Consider the following 15,221-nt stretch of genomic DNA (forward strand, 5'->3'; position numbering starts at 1 on the left):
AAATTGGCGGACCCGCAGCCAAAGGAGGCCCTTTTGCGCTCGCCGCCGATTCGCTTCGCTGTAGCCTTGATGGCCGTGCTGTTCGCCGCGTCCGTCGCCTCGGCGCAGCCGGTCTTCTATCCGGCCAAGGGCCAGAGCCACAAAAGGCAGAATAGCGATCGTCAGGCCTGCCATCGGTGGGCGGTGGATCAGACCGGCTTCGATCCGACGCTCGCGGCGGCTCCGCCGCAGAGGTCCGGGGGCGTGGCGAGGGGGGCGGTGGCTGGCGGCGCCGTCGGCGGGGTGGCGGGATCATTCAACGCCAACGCAGGCCGCGGCGCTCTGGCCGGCGCCGCGGTCGGCGGGCTCATCGGCGGAGTGCGGCAGCACAACCAGAATTCGCAGGCCAATGAGCGCCAGGCGCAGAATTTGGAAGGCTACAATCGCGCCCTCACGGCCTGCATGAGCGGGCGGGGATACTCTGTTCGCTAGGCGAGGTTGGCTGACCGCGGGGCAAGGCGCTTAAATGGCGGAAAAGGGAGTACGCCAATGCGCCAGGGACCGCTTACGGGCCTGAAAATCGTTGAGTTCGCCGGCATCGGGCCGGGACCGTTCTGCGGGATGCTGCTTTCCGACCTCGGCGCCGACGTGGTTCGCATCGACCGCAAGGGCGGCCGCGGTGGGGCTGCGTCGGATATCACCTCGCGCGGGCGCCGCTCGGTCGCCATGGACCTTAAGACGCCAGGCGCGATCGAGACCTGCCTGAAGTTGATGGCCAAGGCCGATGCGGTCTTCGAGGGCTTTCGGCCGGGCGTCATGGAACGCCTTGGGCTTGGCCCCGACGTCGCCCTGAAGCGAAATCCGAAACTGGTCTACGGCCGGATGACAGGCTGGGGCCAGACTGGCCCCTACGCCAACGCCGCCGGCCACGACATGAACTACATCGCCATCACCGGCGCCCTCCACGCAATCGGCACCGCCGACAAGCCTATCCCCCCCCTGAACCTGGTCGGCGACTTCGGGGGTGGAGCGCTATACCTCGCCTTCGGGCTCCTGGCCGGGGTGATCCAGGCGCGCGAAACGGGCAGGGGGCAGGTGATTGATTGCGCCATGAGCGACGGCGCCGCCTCGCTGATGGCCATGTTCTACGGCTTCAAGGCCTCTGGGGCGTGGAAGGAATCCCGGCGGGAGAACCTGCTCGATGGCGGGGCCCACTTCTATGACACCTATCAATGCGCCGACGGAAAATGGATCTCCATCGGCTCGATCGAGCCGCAGTTCTATGCGCTCCTGCTTGAGAAGACCGAAATCAACGACCCGGACTTCGCCCGCCAAATGGACCGCAGCGCCTGGCCACAGCTGCGCGAGAAGCTCGCCAAGGTGATCGCCGGCAAGACGCAGGCCCAATGGTGCGAGATCATGGATGCCTCCGATGTGTGCTTCGCCCCCGTGCTCGACCTCGACGAGGCGCCCCGCCATCCCCACAACGCCGCGCGTCGGACGTTCGTCGAGGTGGGCGGAGTGACCCAGCCTGGGCCCGCGCCCCGATTCTCGGTGACGCCCGGCGCCATCCAGGGGCCGCCGCCGGCGATCGGCGCCCACGACCGCGAAGTCCTGGTCGACTGGGGGTTCACCCCGGCCGAAATCGACATGGCCGACACAGGGGTGAAAGATACCGCTTCCTGAAGGACACGTTCAGGTTGGGTTCAGCCTGGGAGCTGCAAACTCATCCCAGGTTGTTCGTCGCGCTCTCCCGTCCCTCGAAGCGGCGAGTGACCTGATGGAACGACACGCCCATCGGGCGGCGCGTCACCCCGAAAGGGTGGCGCGCCGTTTGCGTGAGAAGCTCTACCCTAGGCTGATGCCTTGGGAGCTTTCCTGATCTGGTCCTCACGCCACTCCTGCTCCTGCGCGATCATTTCGGGCGAGGCGACCTCGGCAAAATCCTCCGGCTCGAAGAAGGGGCGGATTTCCAGGTTGAACTCGCTGTCGCCATCGCTTGGCGCCTTGCGGGCCCAGTCGATGGCGTCCTGCAGCGACTTCACCTGCCAGATCCAATAGCCGGCGATCAGCTCCTTGGTCTCGGTGAAGGGGCCGTCGGTGACGACCGCTTTGCCGTTTTGCAGGGTGATCCGCGCGCCGTTGGCGCTCGATTGAAGGCCGGCGCCATCGAGCATGACGCCCGCAGCGATCAGCTCATTGTTGTACGCTCCCATCGTTTCAAGCATCTCAGAGCTCGGCAGGGCGCCAGCCTCCGATTCCTTGCTGGCCTTTACGATCACCATCACCCGCATCGCTGTCGCTCCCTGACTGTCCGTGCCCAGGCGAAACGCCTGGCATCCATTGATTACGACGAACCATGCCGTCCGGCCCCGACACGTCGAGCGGAATTCTTCGGCGAAGCCTTGCCACCGGCGGCGTTCCTCAGCACTTTCCGGATCGATGGCGGCCCCACACCTCCTCTCTCGCCTTCGATCCGCGCCATGGGATCCGCTTCATTGGCTGCGGATATCCCTTGCGACCTTCGGCCGGGCTTTGACCCGCCTGTGGGGCCGCGACGTGATGCTCTATACGGGTGGCGTCTCGTTCTTCAGCCTGCTGGCGATCTTCCCCGGGCTGGCGATCCTGGTCACTCTCTACAGCCTGCTCTCAGATCCCGTGCAGGCGGCGAAAGAGGGCGAAGTCCTGGCCCGTGTGATCCCAACGGGCGCCCGCGATATCGTCCAAGCCGAACTGGTGCGGCTCGCGAAAGCTCCGCACGTGGCCATGTCCGCCCAGGGCGTCTTTGCGGTTCTGGTCGGACTCTACGCCTCCCACCGCGGCTTCAAGGCGATGCTGGCCGGCCTGTCGTTCATTCATAACGAGGACGAACCGCACGGCTTTGTCGGCTTCAATCTGCTGGCCTTGGTGGTGCTGGTCGCAACCTTCGCCATGATGGCGGTCGTCTCGGCGGTCTTTTTCGGGCTGCGCGTCATGGGCTCGGCCTTCAACCTTCGTCCGCTGCGTGGCGTCTCCTGGCTCTATAGCGAGTGGACCTGGGCCAGCGTTTTCATGACCCTTGGCATGAGCCTGGTCTACCGCTGGGCGATGTCGCGGCGGCCGGTCGATTGGCGAGCATCCCTCGTCGGCGGGGTGAGCGCTGCGGTGCTGTGCCTGTTCGCGTCCTGGGCCACGGCCTTCTACGTCGAGCAGATCGCCCATCTGGGCGCCACCTACGGCTCAATCGCCACGGTCGTCATCTTCCTCATCTGGTTGTCGTGGAATGTGAACGCGATCTTCTTCGGGGGAGCGCTGGCGACCGAAGTGGAGATCGCCATCGACGCCCACGCGGCGCCATCGCTCCTGACCGACCTGCGCGGTGAGGAACCTATGGTTTCTCGACCAGAAAGCTGAAGCCGCCGTCCACCTCCTGGCGGGTCAGGATCCTGGCTCCGGCCTCGGCAGCGAAGTGGGGAACATCTATCCGCGCCATCGGATCGTCGGCCAGCAGGCGCACACGCGCGCCAGGCGCGGCGGCTTCAAGGGCTTTGCGCAGCCGCAGTGTGGGCACCGGGCAGCGATGTCCGCGCGCGTCGACGAGGATGTCCTCGCTGGGGTGTAAAGAGGTCATGGGCGGCCGCATTACACGCCTGGGCCTCGGAACCCAAGCTTGACGTTTGCACGTTGAAGCTGGGTCATGGAGCGAGCGGGGGACCTTGCGATGCCGGCCACAGGGGAGGTGTACTCCACCGACGTTCCGGCGAGACTCGACCGCTTGCCCTGGGCCCGCTTTCACTGGCTGGTGGTGGGCGCGCTCGGCATCACCTGGATACTCGATGGGTTGGAGGTCACGCTGGTGGGTTCGCTGTCGCCGGCGATCCAGCGGCCGGATGCGCTTGGCCTGACCTCAAGCCAGATCGGGCTCGCCGGCAGCGCCTACATCCTGGGCGCGGTGCTTGGCGCCTTAGTATTCGGACGGCTTACCGACACCCTGGGACGGCGCAGGCTCTTCACGGTCACGGTGATGGTCTATCTGGTCGCGACCGTTGCGACGGGCTGTGCCTGGGATTCCACGTCGTTCCTCATCTTCCGCTTCCTCACCGGGGCCGGAATCGGCGGCGAGTACGGCGCCGTCAACTCGGCTATCCAGGAGCTGATCCCAGCCCGTCGGCGGGGCTATACCGACCTGGCGGTCAACGGCAGCTTCTGGGTGGGCGCAGCGCTGGGCGCATTGTCCAGTCTCGTGGTGCTCAACCCGGCCGTCCTTCCGCAGGCCTGGGGTTGGCGGCTGGCGTTCATCGTCGGCGGGCTCCTGGCCGGCCTGATCATCTATATCCGCCGGTTCATACCCGAGAGCCCACGATGGTTGATGACCCATGGCCGGCCGCAGGAAGCCGAGGCCGTCGTTTTCGAAATCGAGCGCCGCGTCCTGGGCGATGGCGCCCTGCCGCCGACGAATCTCGAGACCCCAAGGCTGTGGTTCTTCCATCGCGGGCCCACAAAGTGGGCCGAGATCGCCGCCACCCTGCTCATTCGTTATCCGCGCCGGACCGCGTTGGGCATCGTGCTGATGGCGACCCAAGCCTTCTGCTACAACGCGATCTTTTTCACCTACGCACTTATTCTCACAAAGTTTTACGGAATCGAGCCGGCCGCAATCGGGTGGTTCATGCTCCCCTTCGCTCTCGGCAATTTCGCCGGACCGCTGATCCTCGGGCCGCTCTTTGACACCCTTGGCCGCAAGACAATGATCTCAGCGACCTACGGCCTGGCCGGAGCCTTGCTCTGCGTCACCGGCTGGATGTTCGCGCACGGCCTGCTTTCGGCCGAAACCCAGACGCTCGCCTGGACAATCATCTTCTTCTTTGCTTCGGCCGGCGCGAGCGCGGCCTATCTCACGGTGGGCGAGTTATTCCCTCTGGAAATCCGCGCGGTCACCATCTCACTGTTCTACGCCTTTGGAACACTGCTCGGCGGAGTAGCTGCGCCGGCGGTGTTCGGGCGGCTCATAGAGACCGGAGAGCGCGTCCAGGTGTTCCATGGCTACCTCCTTGGTGGCGGGCTGATGATGCTGGCCGCCCTGGTTGAGCTGGCGCTCGGGGTTCAGGCGGAGCGCAAGCCGCTGGAGGAGGTCGCGCCGCCCTTGTCCCTGGCGCCGGAGGCGGACCGTTAGCGCCGCGGCGCCAGCTCGCGCATCGGACCGGCATGCGCCCTGCGCTCGGCCATCACCCAGTTCCAACCATCGCGAGTGAGCACGAAAGCGAATGGCGAGCCGCGCCAGCCATTGGCCATGGCCGTGCTTCCGGCGCGCTGCAACAGCCGGCGGGTGCAAAGCCCGGCGCAAACTCCCGTGATCACCGGGTCACGGTCGACGAGGGGATGTTGAAGCGCCGCCAGGAGAACGCTGCGCTCGTCGGGGGTGAGATCGTGGAGCTCGCTCATATCGCGGTAACGCCGATCAAGCGTGTCTGTTGCGATCCAACGGGCCGGCCGCGCTGCAGCTCTTCACAAGTGCGCTCGCATGGGAAATGGTCGCCGCCCACGACAACAGTCCGAGGCCTGTTATGAAAACCCGAGCCGCCGTCGCGTTTGAAGCCAAGCGGCCGCTGGAGATCGTTGAACTCGACCTGGAGGGCCCGCGCGCCGGAGAGGTCCTTGTCGAAATAAAAGCCACCGGCGTCTGCCATACCGACGCCTACACCCTGGACGGATTGGATTCGGAGGGCCTGTTCCCCTCCATCCTCGGACACGAAGGGGCGGGCGTCGTCGTCGAAGTGGGGGCAGGCGTCCTGAGCGTAAAGCCGGGCGATCACGTGATCCCGCTTTACACACCGGAATGCAGGCAGTGCAAAAGCTGCCTCTCGCGCAAGACCAACCTCTGCACGGCAATCCGTCCGACCCAGGGCAAGGGGCTGATGCCTGACGGGACCAGCCGGTTCTCCTACAAGGGCGAGGCGGTCTTCCACTACATGGGCTGCTCGACCTTCTCGAACTACACGGTCCTGCCCGAGATCGCGGTCGCTAAGATCCGCACCGACGCGCCCTTCGACAAGGCCTGTTACATCGGCTGCGGGGTGACGACAGGGGTAGGCGCGGTCGTCAACACGGCCGGCGTCGAGCCAGGGTCCAACGTGGTGGTGTTCGGCCTCGGCGGCATCGGGCTGAACGTTATCCAAGGCGCCAGGATGGTGGGCGCCGCGATGATCGTTGGCGTCGACCTCAATCCAGCGCGCGAGGCGTGGGGGCGGCGCTTCGGCATGACGCATTTCGTCAACCCGAAAACAGTGGACGGCGACCTCGTGGGCCATCTGGTGCAACTCACGGATGGCGGCGCGGACTACACGTTCGACTGCACCGGCAACACCGAGGTCATGCGGCAAGCGCTGGAAGCCTGCCACCGGGGGTGGGGTGAGAGCGTGATCATCGGCGTGGCCGAGGCAGGCAAGGAAATCGCCACGCGGCCGTTCCAGCTGGTCACCGGCCGCGTGTGGAAAGGCACGGCTTTCGGCGGGGCGCGCGGCCGTACCGACGTGCCGAAGATCGTCGATTGGTACATGGACGGTAAAATCGAAATCGACCCGATGATCACCCACACGCTGCCGCTTGACCGGATCAACGAGGCCTTCGACCTGATGCACGCCGGCGAAAGCATCAGGAGCGTCGTAGTCTATTGAACGGTGAGGTCGTCGCGGTCAGCGCCAAGCCCGAGCACGGCGTAAACAAGACAAACCGAGGGGTTATCCGCCTCTTGGCCGGCCAAGGTGTCGAGGGCGACGCCCATTGCGGCGCCACGGTGAAGCATCGCAGCCGCTGGCGACGCGACCCGACCCAGCCCAACATCCGCCAGGTTCACCTGATGCACGCCGAGCTCTTCGAGGAGCTGGCAGCCAAGGGGTTTGCGGTCGGGCCTGGCCTGATGGGCGAGAACGTCACCACCCGCGGCGTCGAGCTTCTGGGCCTGCCTTCCGGTGCGGTTCTGCGGCTCGGCGAAACGGCGGTCGTCCGGGTCACCGGCCTGCGCAATCCTTGCTACCAACTCGATGAGTTGCAGCCGGGACTGATGGCGGCCTGCCTGGACAAAACCGGCGCGGAGTTGGTTCGGAAAGCCGGCGTCATGGCCGTTGTGCTGGCAGGCGGCGAGGTGAGGGCGGGCGATGCGATCATCGTCGAGGCGCCCCCTGGTGCGCACGAACCGCTGAAGCCTGTCTAACGCCGCGGCCTTCGATAGTCGCAAGGACAGCCTCCTACCCGCCGGGAATGTCCTGCTAACCGAGCACGTCTTCGACCAGTTGGGGGAACACCTTGGCGACTTTGTCGAGCAGATAGTCGCCGTAGGTTCCCTCGAACTCGTGGACGCTGGCTGCGTCCCAACGCTCGGCCCGATCGGCCGCCGCCCGGGAGGCGTCGGAGGCCACCGAGGGCAGGGGCCGCATCGGGGCCTGGATGTCGGGATCGAAGAACAGCGGGAACGAGAGCCGGTCGTGGCCGCTGACGTTTTTCACGCGGTGCGGCGTCGACTTGTAGCGCCCGCCGGTCAATCGTTCGAGCATGTCGCCGATGTTGCAGACCATGGCTCCCTCGATAGGCGGCGCCTCGATCCAGCCGGCCGGCGTCTTGACCTGCAGGCCGCCGTAACGGTCCTGGGCGAGCAGGGTCAGGAGGCCGTAGTCAGTGTGCTCGCCGACGCCCCAGGACTGGCTCCAGTCAACGTCGTCGGCGCCGGTCGCCGGATAGTGGAAGATGCGGAAGAGCACGGTGGGCTCGGCGGTGTAGGCGCGTGCGAAGTAATGGGCGTCCAGGCCGAGGCTCAGCGACACCCCCTCCATCAGGACCGCAGCGGCCTGTGTGGCGGCGGCCATGTAGGCTTCGGCGGCGGCTTTCAGTCCGGGAAGCTGCGCGGGCCACAAATTGGGTCCGTGCATCGGCAGGCCGGCCCGAACCCGCGGATGGTCCGCCTTAAGGTCAGTCCCCAGGTAGAGGCCTTCTTTCAGGTCCGGGCGGCCCGAGGTGAGTTCCCGGCCGACGGGGAAGTACCCGCGCCAGGCTCTGCCGCCGCGATCCATGGAAATCGCCATCTTGGCTTCGAGCGGCAAGGCGAAGAAGCGCCGACTCTCTGCTTCCAGCGCGTCGAGCACATCCAGCCCCACCCCATGCCCGACCAGATAGAAGAAGCCATGTGCCCGGCAGGCCCGCGCGATCTTGGCAGCAACCCTGGCCCGGCCCTCGGCGTCGCCGGCTGTGAACAGGGCGGCCATATCGATGACCGGCAGACCTTGCGGCATGTCAGGCGGCCGGCGCGGGCCGGGCGCGCTGGTTAAAGAGCAGCTTGCGGCGTCGCTCTTGCTCCTCAGGGGGCAATGTCGCGGGGTCCTCCGGCGGCAGGCCGGTCGTCACGTCCATGCCCTTTTGGAGCGCGGGGCGTGCGGAAAGCTCCTCGAACCAACGCTTGAAATATTTGAACTCGTCGAGGTCGATGCCCTGCAGCTTCCAGCTGGCGGTCCACGGGTAGGAGATCATGTCGGCGATCGTATATTCGTCACCGGCGAGGTAGCGCCTGTCGTAGAGTCGGTTGTTGAGCACGCCATAGAGCCGGTGGGTCTCGTCGGCAAAGCGCCGCTGGGCGTAGGACTGGTCGCCATGCTCCGGGGGTACGCGACTGAAATGGCCGCGCTCCCCGGTCTTGGGGCCCTGGTTGGCCATCTGCCACATGACCCACTGGGCGACCTCGTACTTGCCGCGAATGTCCTGCGGGTAGAAGCGGCCTTCCTTCTCGGCAAGGTACATCATGATCGCCCCGGACTCGAAGACCGAGATCGGCTCGCCGCCGTCCTTGGGCTCCGTGTCGACGATGGCCGGCATGCGGTTATTGGGACTGATTTTCAGGAAGCCGTCGGTGAACTGGTCGCCACGGCCGATATGCACCGGCACGATACGGTAGGGCGTGCCTAGTTCCTCCAGGAGGATGGTCACCTTCTTGCCGTTGGGGGTGGGCCAATAATGGACGTCGATCATCGCAATGCGCCTCGTTCCCATGAATGCTCGAGGCCCCAAGCCTAGCCCCCAACTGCAGCGCGGCAAGCCGACAAGTCCTGAAGTCGCCACCAGTGGGGCTGGGGTCTGTTCGCCCGCAAGCAGGGCGCGCTGCAAGCGCGCCGCGGTCGAGCCTGTGTGGCATCTCGCGCGTGGCGGCCCCGTCCCTGAAGGTGACGATGGCGCAGGCGACCGCGGCGAAAGCGCCGCGCACGCCGCGCATGGACGTTGATCTGGGCACGGGCCAGCGGCGGTGGCAAAGCGGTCAAGACCGTTCGGAAGTAGATGGATCGGAAATACCCGCGAAAGTTGTGAATATCGCAAATTGATGAATGATTCTCTTGTCGGGCGAACGCGCTGGGAACGACCTAGAATTGTGTTAGCCTTCAAGCGTTGGAGCATTCCTAAGGGGCGCTTGATATGAAAAGGACCGTTCTGCTGACGTGCGCTGCGATGGCCTTGGCCGCCGCTACCGGGGTTAGGGCCGCCGTCTTCGATTTCTCCACCCCGACCGGGGATCTGGGCACGAGCCACACCTATACGGTTGGGACCCTGTCGACCACGCTGACGGCCGTCGGCACGCCCGCCGCCCACCTGTTCGGCAAGGCGGCCGGCGGCGACGAAAACGGCGTCGGCATGACCAACGACACGACGGGCGACGGCGAGATCCAATTCGGAAAGGGCTTCGTCCAGGTCGACGCAACGAGCCTGTCCGCGGTTCAGCTCGCATTCAACAGCACCACCGACGGCGAGCAATGGAGCGTCTTTGGAAGCAACACCTCCGGGGTCCTTGGGTCCCTGATCACCTCGGGCATGGCTGAAACCATGACAGCGGTCCTCCCCACGTTCAGCTTCTACGACGTCGAGTCCACGACCGCGCCAGGCGGAACCAGCGGAAACAACATCGTGCTGGCGAGCATGACCGCGTTCGCCGGGGGGACGACGCGTGGTGGTGGCGTTCCTGAGCCCGCCACCTGGACCATGATGTTGATCGGCTTCGGCGGCCTGGGCGCAGTCTTGCGTCGCCGGCGCGCCGCTTTGGCGCTTGGCGCCGTCTAACTCGAGACGAGCGCACACGGCCTTGAAGGCCGTCCGTCCTCAAGGGCCTCGGCGCAATCCGGGGCCCTTTTCCTGGGTCTGGACACCCCACAGCTCGCGTGGCTGCGACACCCGAAAAGTAGTTGTAGTCGTCTACACACTTCCTGGTTGCGATTAAGGATAGAACTCGCCTTATTGGAGAAACCGCTACGGTTATTTTCCGAGACCTTTATTCGGGCTGACTGCTGGGAAAAAACAGGGATGTTCGAGATGAAAAAGGCGGTCCTCCTAACTTGCATGGCCATCGCAATGGCCGCCTCTGCGGGCGCGAAAGCCGCGGTCTTTGATTTCTCCTCGTCGACTGGAGATCTAGGAGCCTGTCCGAGTAATCGTCTCGACGGGCGCCGCGAAGGCTGATTCACTTCGGTGCATGAGCAAGACATTTCGGTCGTGGGACGTGGATCAGAGCTGGCTGCTGCCGCCCTCGGTGCACGAGTTTGTGCCGGTGGGTCACCCGGCGCACTTTGTTCGGGACACGGTCCGCGAGGTTCTGGACCTGTCGGCGATCGTGGGGAGCTACGACGTCGATCGCGGTCAGCCGCCGTATCACCCCGGGATGATGGTGGCGCTGCTGCTGTATGGCTACAGCCGCGGCGTTTACTCGTCGCGCCGGCTGGCGCAGGCCTGCGAGGAGCGGGTCGACTTCATGGCGGTGACGGGGCTCAACCGTCCGGACTTCCGCACGATCAGCGACTTTCGCCTGCGCCATCTGGCGGCGCTGTCGGACCTGTTCGTGCAGGTTCTTCAGCTGTGCCAATCGGCGGGACTGGTTAAGCTGGGGCACGTGGCGGTGGACGGGACCAAGCTGAAGGCCAACGCCAGCCGGCACAAGGCGATGAGCTATGGGCGGATGAAGCAAAGCGAGCCGAAACTGGCGGGCGAGGTGGAGGCCTGGCTGAAAGCGGCCGCGGCCCAGGACGCGGCCGACGACGCCGAGTATGGCGCGGAGCTGCGCGGCGATGAGACGCCGGACTGGATGGCCGACAAGCAGAAGCGCCTGGCGCGGATCCGTCAGGCCATGGCGGAGCTTCAGGCCGAGGCGGCCAGTGATCCGGACGACCAGGATCCGCAGGGGCCGGGCCCCTCCTCGGGCATGCAGGACCATGGCCGGCGCAAGAAGACCTCGGACGGCGGACCGCCGGACAAGGCGCAGCGAAACTTCACCGATCCCGACAGTCGCATCCAACCGACCCGCGACGGCTTCATCGCCGGCTACAACGGCCAGATCGCCGTCGATGCGGCCCATCAGATCATCGTCGCCCAACGCCTGGCGGCCAACCCCGCCGACTTCTCAGCCCTGGCCCCGCTGGTCGACCAGGCCAAGGTCAACCTGGGTCGCAAGCTCAGGGAAGTCTCCGGAGACTCAGGCTTCGCCACCGAGGAAAATCTGGCGGCCATGGCCGAGCGGCGCATCCGCGCCTATCTGCCGCCAGCCCGCAGCCAGCGTAACCCAACCCACACCGCCAGCCCGCAAGCCGTCGCCAAGCGACCACGGATGAGCGCCATGGCCGTGACCCTCAAGCGCGCCGGCCACCGCTCGCGCTACCGCCTGCGAAAACAGGTCGTCGAGCCGGTCTTCGGTCAGATCAAGCAGGCCAGAGGCTTCCGACAGCACCTTCTGAGAGGCCTCGATAAGGTCAGAGCGGAATGGGCGATGATCTGCACCGTCCACAACCTCCTCAAGCTGGCGAAAGCGACCGCATGAGCCGCTCATCCCGCACTCAACCCGATCGATGAAACGCGCCATCGACCGCCCAGCGATTAATCGGACGGGCTCCTAGGCCTCACCCACACCTATTCGTCCGGGAGCCTAACGACCGTCTTGACCGCCTTCGGCACGCCTGCCGCCGATCTTTATGGCAAGCATGCCGGAGGCGACGAAAATGGAGTCGGCCTGTCGAGTGACACAGCGGAACACGAGATCCTGTTTGGCAAAGGGTTCATCCAGATCGACACAGCCGGTCTGACGGCGATCCAACTCGCATTCGGTAGCACCACCGACGGCGAGCAATGGAGCATCTTTGGCAGCAACACTGCCGGCGTGCTGGGCAGCGTTGTCCTCAGCGGGGCGGGCGATGGGACCAACACCCCCGTGCTTGCGTCGTATAGGTACTACGACGTCGAATCGAGCGCGAACGCCGGTGGGAGAAATGTCCTCCTTAGGAGCATGACGGCGAACGCCGCCGAAGTGACGCCCCATGGCGGCGTTCCTGAGCCAGCGACCTGGGCGATGATGATGGTGGGCTTCGGCGCCATGGGCGCGACCCTGCGTCGGCGGCGTGCGGTTTCAGCGGCGGTTGCCGCCTAGAAGTAGACTAGAAGTAGAGGGGACCTGGCTTGGGTCGGGTCATCGCAAGCGGGGCTCCGGAACCTTCCGGGGCCCTTTCTGCATTTGCCGCCGCGTTGGGGACGCATTGCGGCGCGCTGACAGGTGGAGCCTTCGAACGACCCCTGCTAAGAACCCCGTCCCGGACGGGTGGCCGAGTGGTTTAAGGCAGCGGTCTTGAAAACCGCCGTAGGTGCGAGCCTACCGTGGGTTCGAATCCCACCCCGTCCGCCACGTCACATTGAAATAGCACGGTAATTGCCTACTTTTTGCATGTTACCCATCACGACATCCATCATAGAAGAAGCAATGATTTGGGCTCCAGGGCCGCTGCAAGCGGCGCCTTCACCCTGAAAATTTATCCGTGGGAGGCCACCAAGCGGACAAGGACGAGCGCCTCAGCGCGGTTTCGCCCACCGATGACGCCGCCAAGGTTGGCGCCTTTAGAGATGCTCGGCCTTCCCAGCGATCATGTAGCCGGCGCTGTGACTTTCCAGAACCTTCGCCTCATGGTGACCGGCGGCACTCGCTTCAACATCCTGTGCAAGGTTTGCCAGCGGCAGGCGTCATGGACCCGCGATGAGGCGTTTATACGCCTCGGCCCCGACGCGACGCCGTCCGACGTAAGGCGGTCCGCTTGGTGTGGCTCGACCGGCTGGGTCCGGGTCTGGATTTGAAACCGGCCCGAACGCCAACAAGCGGTCGCTCCGAACGTCAGCAGAGGGTGGTGGAGAAGGGACGTTGTCTTCGGCTTCGGCCTGCACCTAGACTTGGCGCGCAAACGGGGGCCCTGCATGCTGCGCGTCATCGCATTCGTCGTGACCTTGCTCGCCGCCGTCCCGGGCTGCGTGAGCGCGCGCGAGACCGGCTTCCTTGATCGCACCGTGTCCCTCGCTGGCGTTGAATACCGCTACCAGGTTTATGTGCCGCGCGATTTCGATCCCGCGCGCCGCTGGCCGGTCATCTTGGCCCTGCACGGCGGCGGCGAATATGGCTCGGACGGGTTGCGTCCGGCCGGCGGCGCGCTGGCGCGCTCGATCCGCCTCCATCCCGACCGCTATCCGGCCATTGTGATCTTCGCCCAGGCGCATGCGGACGGGACGCCCGGATGGCAGCGACAGGGCGGCGAGGCCGCGCTGGCCGCAGTCGATCAGGCACTGGCCGAGTTCAGCGGTGACCCGGCGCGCGTCTACCTCACGGGGTTCTCCGCCGGGGGAAATGGCGCCTGGTCGCTGGCCTATCGAAATCCGAAACGGTTCGCGGCCGTCGTCGTCGTCTGCGGCTTCACGAACGCGTTCACGGGGCGGACCAGCGGGGTCGTCTATCCGCCCATCGCGCCGCCGTCGCAAGGCGACCCCTACCTCGCGATCGCGCGCCGCGTCGCGGGGCTGCCGATCTGGCTTTTCCACGGCGACGCCGATCAGTCGGTCCCCGTCGACGAAAGCCGCCGAATGTCGGCCGCCCTCAGGACGGTGGCGGCGGACGTCCACTACACCGAACTCCCGGGGGTGGGTCACAACGCCTGGGATTCGGCCTACGAGGACCCGGCCATGGCCGCTTGGCTATTCACGCAGCGCCGCCGGTAGGACGCGCCCAATGTCCGCCAAGGGGTCGCGAGCGGTCCTTGCCTTCAGGGCGCGAACGCGACCTTGGCGGACGATGCCCAGGTCCGGACCTTCTCAAGGTCAGTCGGGGGTGGAAACCAGCTGTTGACTTCACTGCCGGTGATCTTCGTGGAGCGAGCAGACCCGGGTCCCTATGGCTTCGAAGAGCCAAATGTTGTGAACAGCGTCACCATGTAGATCAGCCAAACTCCAATGGCGACGAATTGCAGCTTACGCATCCGGTCAGCCACCGTGGTCAGCTCTGGATCGCCGAGGCTCCTGTCGCGCTTCTTCCAAACAAAATTTAAGACCGCATTGTCGATGAAGAACGACTTCGAGGAGAGCTCACGCCACACGTTTGGGTGCTTATTCGCCAGGACGCGCCGCACTTGCCGCATCGCGTAGAACTGACCTAGCACCCAGCACGCGAAGGCTGCGAACGGGATGACTATGAGGAGGGGCATTCAATTTCCGAGGCGGTCAGGGTGCGACAGCCTAGCTTTTCGGGATCCTTTCCGGAAGCAGCCTTCCGGACATCTGACGTGGGTGGAATGACCGCTCTTCGGCAATCGCACCGGGGCCGCTTTGGGGTCGCCAGCGGGCCTGACCTTCCCTCCAGCAACCCGACATTCGCCGGTGGTCACTCCTCAGAGGCAGGAAGCCGACGTTTCCAACAGCCGTTGGGGGTGGAGAGCAGCCATTCCTGTCCAGATCGTGAGCTGTATTGTTTGACGCCAACGGTTATTGGTGCGGAGCCTTGCCTGCGCCCCGGAACCCTGCATCGGGGCGCTTATCCTCAGAACAGGGCAACCGGTCCTATGAGCCCAACAAAACCAGCGGACACGATTGCGGCGACAACCAGCCAGCCTATGCTTAGCGGGACGGACAGTGTGGCGACCTTCCCAAGCGTCGCAAGGGGCTTGAAATCCCCGATGCGGCTGAGACACCAGCCGACGAAGACGGTACATCCCAGCGTCAATGCTAGCGTGCCGACCGCCGGGTGGCGCCCGGCGAACTCCGCGCCGGCGGCGACCGCAGCCGCAGCGATGCCCGGCAGCAGCGTTCGTCGCTGCAGCACAGCTCGATCAAACCCCTCCGGCCCTGCGATTTCAGCATAGAGGCGGCCGAGCAGCCGAAGTCCGTAGAAATATCCGGCCGCGCCGACCGCAAAGATCGTGGCACGCCAGAGCCATTGTGGAGACGTC

General features: G+C 65.3%; 16 protein-coding genes, 1 tRNA gene and 1 pseudogene. 11 read left to right on the forward strand and 7 right to left on the reverse strand.

What is annotated here, in order from left to right:
* Positions 1 to 33 precede the first annotated feature (33 nt).
* Together VGI62_RS04060 and VGI62_RS04065 are read left to right on the forward strand one after the other, a co-directional pair.
* Positions 34 to 471, forward strand: a complete 438-nt coding sequence (locus tag VGI62_RS04060) for a glycine zipper domain-containing protein (RefSeq protein ID WP_331503109.1) — start codon at positions 34 to 36, stop codon at positions 469 to 471.
* A gap of 57 nt (positions 472 to 528) precedes the next feature.
* Positions 529 to 1,665, forward strand: coding sequence for a CaiB/BaiF CoA-transferase family protein (locus tag VGI62_RS04065; protein ID WP_331503110.1), 1,137 nt, complete (start codon positions 529 to 531; stop codon positions 1,663 to 1,665).
* A gap of 167 nt (positions 1,666 to 1,832) precedes the next feature.
* Here the strand turns inward: VGI62_RS04065 and VGI62_RS04070 are convergent, their stop codons facing one another.
* Positions 1,833 to 2,273: a YciI family protein gene (locus VGI62_RS04070; RefSeq protein WP_331503111.1), complete on the reverse strand. Its 441-nt coding sequence runs from the start codon at positions 2,271 to 2,273 to the stop codon at positions 1,833 to 1,835.
* Positions 2,274 to 2,541: 268 nt separating this feature from the next.
* On the opposite strand from VGI62_RS04070, the gene VGI62_RS04075 reads away from it, so the two are divergent.
* On the forward strand, positions 2,542 to 3,372 hold the full coding sequence (locus tag VGI62_RS04075) for a YihY/virulence factor BrkB family protein (RefSeq protein ID WP_331503127.1): 831 nt from the start codon (positions 2,542 to 2,544) through the stop codon (positions 3,370 to 3,372).
* Here VGI62_RS04075 and VGI62_RS04080 read toward each other — a convergent pair.
* Entirely contained in the window at positions 3,347 to 3,589 is a 243-nt protein-coding gene (locus VGI62_RS04080) for a sulfurtransferase TusA family protein (protein WP_331503112.1), read from the reverse strand. The two genes, VGI62_RS04075 and VGI62_RS04080, sit on opposite strands and share 26 nt — an antisense overlap.
* A gap of 66 nt (positions 3,590 to 3,655) precedes the next feature.
* On the opposite strand from VGI62_RS04080, the gene VGI62_RS04085 reads away from it, so the two are divergent.
* Positions 3,656 to 5,131: an MFS transporter gene (locus VGI62_RS04085; protein ID WP_331503113.1), complete on the forward strand. Its 1,476-nt coding sequence runs from the start codon at positions 3,656 to 3,658 to the stop codon at positions 5,129 to 5,131.
* On the opposite strand, the gene VGI62_RS04090 is transcribed toward VGI62_RS04085, so the two are convergent.
* Positions 5,128 to 5,400, reverse strand: coding sequence for a hypothetical protein (locus VGI62_RS04090; RefSeq protein WP_331503114.1), 273 nt, complete (start codon positions 5,398 to 5,400; stop codon positions 5,128 to 5,130). The genes VGI62_RS04085 and VGI62_RS04090 overlap by 4 nt on opposite strands.
* A gap of 122 nt (positions 5,401 to 5,522) precedes the next feature.
* Here VGI62_RS04090 and VGI62_RS04095 point away from each other — a divergent pair, with 122 nt between their 5' ends.
* Entirely contained in the window at positions 5,523 to 6,632 is a 1,110-nt protein-coding gene (locus tag VGI62_RS04095; RefSeq protein ID WP_331503115.1) for an S-(hydroxymethyl)glutathione dehydrogenase/class III alcohol dehydrogenase, read from the forward strand.
* Positions 6,629 to 7,168: an MOSC domain-containing protein gene (locus VGI62_RS04100; RefSeq protein ID WP_331503116.1), complete on the forward strand. Its 540-nt coding sequence runs from the start codon at positions 6,629 to 6,631 to the stop codon at positions 7,166 to 7,168. The genes VGI62_RS04095 and VGI62_RS04100 overlap by 4 nt, the downstream gene beginning before the upstream one ends.
* A gap of 55 nt (positions 7,169 to 7,223) precedes the next feature.
* Here the strand turns inward: VGI62_RS04100 and VGI62_RS04105 are convergent, their stop codons facing one another.
* The gene (locus tag VGI62_RS04105) at positions 7,224 to 8,240 is read right to left on the reverse strand and encodes an isopenicillin N synthase family dioxygenase (RefSeq protein WP_331503117.1); all 1,017 of its coding nucleotides are present in this window, start codon (positions 8,238 to 8,240) and stop codon (positions 7,224 to 7,226) included.
* A 1-nt stretch (position 8,241) separates the two neighbouring features.
* Positions 8,242 to 8,970, reverse strand: coding sequence for a glutathione binding-like protein (locus VGI62_RS04110; RefSeq protein WP_331503118.1), 729 nt, complete (start codon positions 8,968 to 8,970; stop codon positions 8,242 to 8,244).
* Positions 8,971 to 9,408: 438 nt separating this feature from the next.
* On the opposite strand from VGI62_RS04110, the gene VGI62_RS04115 reads away from it, so the two are divergent.
* The 5 genes and pseudogenes from VGI62_RS04115 (at position 9,409) to VGI62_RS04135 (ending at position 13,998) form a co-directional block, all read left to right on the forward strand.
* On the forward strand, positions 9,409 to 10,047 hold the full coding sequence (locus tag VGI62_RS04115) for a PEPxxWA-CTERM sorting domain-containing protein (protein ID WP_331503119.1): 639 nt from the start codon (positions 9,409 to 9,411) through the stop codon (positions 10,045 to 10,047).
* 409 nt (positions 10,048 to 10,456) lie between these two features.
* Positions 10,457 to 11,791 (forward strand): IS1182 family transposase, encoded by a 1,335-nt coding sequence (locus tag VGI62_RS04120; RefSeq protein WP_331503120.1) that lies wholly within the window; start codon positions 10,457 to 10,459, stop codon positions 11,789 to 11,791.
* A 498-nt stretch (positions 11,792 to 12,289) separates the two neighbouring features.
* Positions 12,290 to 12,394: pseudogene (locus VGI62_RS22395) on the forward strand (PEPxxWA-CTERM sorting domain-containing protein); the annotation flags it as partial.
* Between the two features lie 162 nt (positions 12,395 to 12,556).
* Positions 12,557 to 12,646: transfer RNA gene (locus VGI62_RS04130), tRNA-Ser, on the forward strand.
* Between the two features lie 560 nt (positions 12,647 to 13,206).
* Positions 13,207 to 13,998 (forward strand): prolyl oligopeptidase family serine peptidase, encoded by a 792-nt coding sequence (locus tag VGI62_RS04135; RefSeq protein WP_331503122.1) that lies wholly within the window; start codon positions 13,207 to 13,209, stop codon positions 13,996 to 13,998.
* A gap of 170 nt (positions 13,999 to 14,168) precedes the next feature.
* Here VGI62_RS04135 and VGI62_RS04140 read toward each other — a convergent pair whose 3' ends face one another.
* Positions 14,169 to 14,480: a hypothetical protein gene (locus VGI62_RS04140; RefSeq protein WP_331503123.1), complete on the reverse strand. Its 312-nt coding sequence runs from the start codon at positions 14,478 to 14,480 to the stop codon at positions 14,169 to 14,171.
* 332 nt (positions 14,481 to 14,812) lie between these two features.
* Positions 14,813 to 15,221 (reverse strand): hypothetical protein (locus VGI62_RS04145; protein WP_331503124.1); only part of this gene is annotated, 409 nt, incomplete at its 5' end.

Source organism: Phenylobacterium sp., assembly GCF_036495085.1.
GTDB lineage: Bacteria > Pseudomonadota > Alphaproteobacteria > Caulobacterales > Caulobacteraceae > Phenylobacterium.

Bases quoted from the DNA above. Each gene is read 5' to 3' on its own strand.
- VGI62_RS04090 (WP_331503114.1), bottom strand. From the start codon at position 5,400: ATGAGCGAGCTCCACGATCTCACCCCCGACGAGCGCAGCGTTCTCCTG.
- VGI62_RS04135 (WP_331503122.1), top strand. From the start codon at position 13,207: ATGCTGCGCGTCATCGCATTCGTCGTGACCTTGCTCGCCGCCGTCCCG.
- VGI62_RS04095 (WP_331503115.1), top strand. From the start codon at position 5,523: ATGAAAACCCGAGCCGCCGTCGCGTTTGAAGCCAAGCGGCCGCTGGAG.
- VGI62_RS04115 (WP_331503119.1), top strand. From the start codon at position 9,409: ATGAAAAGGACCGTTCTGCTGACGTGCGCTGCGATGGCCTTGGCCGCC.
- VGI62_RS04105 (WP_331503117.1), bottom strand. From the start codon at position 8,240: ATGCCGCAAGGTCTGCCGGTCATCGATATGGCCGCCCTGTTCACAGCC.
- VGI62_RS04075 (WP_331503127.1), top strand. From the start codon at position 2,542: ATGCTCTATACGGGTGGCGTCTCGTTCTTCAGCCTGCTGGCGATCTTC.
- VGI62_RS04110 (WP_331503118.1), bottom strand. From the start codon at position 8,970: ATGATCGACGTCCATTATTGGCCCACCCCCAACGGCAAGAAGGTGACC.
- VGI62_RS04140 (WP_331503123.1), bottom strand. From the start codon at position 14,480: ATGCCCCTCCTCATAGTCATCCCGTTCGCAGCCTTCGCGTGCTGGGTG.
- VGI62_RS04120 (WP_331503120.1), top strand. From the start codon at position 10,457: ATGAGCAAGACATTTCGGTCGTGGGACGTGGATCAGAGCTGGCTGCTG.
- VGI62_RS04080 (WP_331503112.1), bottom strand. From the start codon at position 3,589: ATGACCTCTTTACACCCCAGCGAGGACATCCTCGTCGACGCGCGCGGA.
- VGI62_RS04070 (WP_331503111.1), bottom strand. From the start codon at position 2,273: ATGCGGGTGATGGTGATCGTAAAGGCCAGCAAGGAATCGGAGGCTGGC.
- VGI62_RS04065 (WP_331503110.1), top strand. From the start codon at position 529: ATGCGCCAGGGACCGCTTACGGGCCTGAAAATCGTTGAGTTCGCCGGC.
- VGI62_RS04085 (WP_331503113.1), top strand. From the start codon at position 3,656: ATGGAGCGAGCGGGGGACCTTGCGATGCCGGCCACAGGGGAGGTGTAC.